1 protein-coding gene is annotated in these 2171 nt (G+C 54.1%); it reads right to left on the bottom strand.

Translation table 11 applies throughout. The features are described 5' to 3' along the window. Positions 1-286 precede the first annotated feature (286 nt). Entirely contained in the window at positions 287-1735 is a 1449-nt protein-coding gene (locus ABX962_RS35115; protein WP_372726307.1) for an IS4 family transposase, read from the bottom strand. Between the last annotated feature and the right edge of the window lie 436 nt (positions 1736-2171).

The raw sequence follows: 2171 nt of genomic DNA, 5'->3' as shown, positions 1-2171 counted from the left end.
TGAAATTCGGTGAGCACAATTCGAGCGCACCAATCGCAGTCGGGATGTCAGGCGTTGGGCATTCACGGAACCAGCGGAGGAGAGTTGTCCACGAATGGCACGAATGAATGTGCTGCGGCACAACTGGCGTCGGTCAGCAGCGCGAACGAATTGCGATCGATCCGCGCATGCGGAGGAACGTGGATCGATCTCCGTCGGTCGATCAACACGACATCAATCGCTCACGTCGAGGCGATGTCTTCATTCCGGAGCGATCACGGCGAGTAGCCGGAGGTCAGCGCAGCGCTTAGGTTTGACCACATCTTTTTACAATCTTCATTGCGTCAACGCCGCAGAGCATCGCTTGGAGGTCGTTCCAGCCTCGCCAAATCGTTTGCCATCCCGGTGGGTGATCGGATTTGCGGTTCTGATGACCGCCGAGTCTCGCCAGTGCATAGAAGAAATCGTGAATTGACCAGTCGGGTTTGATTTGGCCATGTCGCCAAGCGCTCAGCACACTCACGTAGTCGCTGCAGATAACTTCGGTCGCTTTGCGTTTCTTTGCGTCCCAACGACGACTGGCATCACGCATTTGCAGCAGAGTCAACGCCACCACTGAAATCAAAGCGATCGCTGGCTGCAAACGTTCTTCGCTAGTGAATTGCGGGCTCTCAATGCTACATCCTGTTTTCATCCCTTTGTGATACTCTTCAATGATCCAGCGACATTCGTACCAACCGACAACCTGATAGGCATCGTCAAAATCAAGTACGGGTTGGTTTGTAATCAAAAACCATTCCAGACGCTCTTCTCCGGCGGGCGGATCTTCTTCCCAGACTCGAACAACCCAGACGGCAAGCGGATCGTTGCCGTGTTCTCCTAGTTTCTTCGCGGGTGGTTTGATTTGAACCGGGGCAAATGAGACAGCCATCTTCGCCTCACGAGCCCGTCGATTGGCTGATTTCTTTTTGCCTTTGCGAACCCGTACTTTCTTGTCGACTTTGCTCGTTACCGATAACGTCCAGTGTCCTGCTGGCGGAAGGCTGGCAGCATAGTTGCGAAGGTAACAGGCTTGATCGCTACTGCCTTGATCGCCATGTCCAGGAATGATCGCCCGATTATGAGAGGCACGAATGACGAACCTACGGCCGCTGGCCAATTCATGTTCGAGGAACTCGAACGTGTCAGCTCCTCGATCACAAACATCAACGAGTTTCTCGCTGTTAGCCAGTGGATCGGCACCGCGCAACCACAATCGACTCTCTCGTGATTCACGCTTGCGTTTCTGAGCGGTCAGTTCGTCTTTGGGAGCATCCTCCCGATGGTGCAAAACCTGATTGCACAATCCAATTACTTGCCGTGTTTTCGGGTTCACGGCCAAGCTGTTTTGCGCGATGTACCCACGGCGATTGCCGTTGCCAATTTGGCCCATGTCATCGGAAAGTGACTTGTGATTGGTAAAATCCAGCTCGGTGGCATCATGAAGAATCAGGACTGGGCCTCTGATTTGCTTGATCTTGTGCCAGGTTGCCTCACGATGAGATGCGAGAATTGCCTCATGCGTCACCTGGTCACGGTCCATCAACCGGTAGAAAGCCCTGAGGTCTTTGGGGCTATTGAATTTCTGTGGCAATGTTCCACTTGGTCGTCGAGCCATTGAGTCAGCGAGTTGTACGAGACGATTTGTTCTACGTTTGTCGCCGAGTTGAGCGTTGGCAAAGTTGACTTGTCCAAATGTCTGCAGGGGCAAAACCATGGGGGGCCTTCCGTGATACGAGTGCTGGTAGCCATTCCGTCACCAGCAACCATCTCAACCCGCCGTCGCGAATCAATCGCAGCGTGTGTTCCACGCCACGGTTCCCACAGGGAAAAAACTCCAGGCATCGCCAAATTACCAGATCAACCTTACCAAGCTTGACTCATTTACAAAGATCAACAATTGGTTTCACAGCCGCGCCAACTCGACACATCCGCCGGCAAACAAAAAGATGTGGTCAAACCTAAGCGCTGCGCTGACCTCCGGCTACTCGCTGGCATCCCTCCGCGATGCTGGAACCGCTGTCGCTCTCCTGCGATAACAACCCGTGCATCGATTGTTAGCGGCAGGGCGCGAGCCCTCCGGTCCTTCTCCGTGCTTGCGCGCCGACGTCTCACGCCGTTCCGCGAACACCTTCGTTGCCAGACGACACGCT

It is taken from the genome of Novipirellula sp. (assembly GCF_041583735.1).
In the GTDB taxonomy this organism is placed as follows: domain Bacteria; phylum Planctomycetota; class Planctomycetia; order Pirellulales; family Pirellulaceae; genus Novipirellula.
This window is presented reverse-complemented; position numbering and strand designations above follow the sequence as displayed.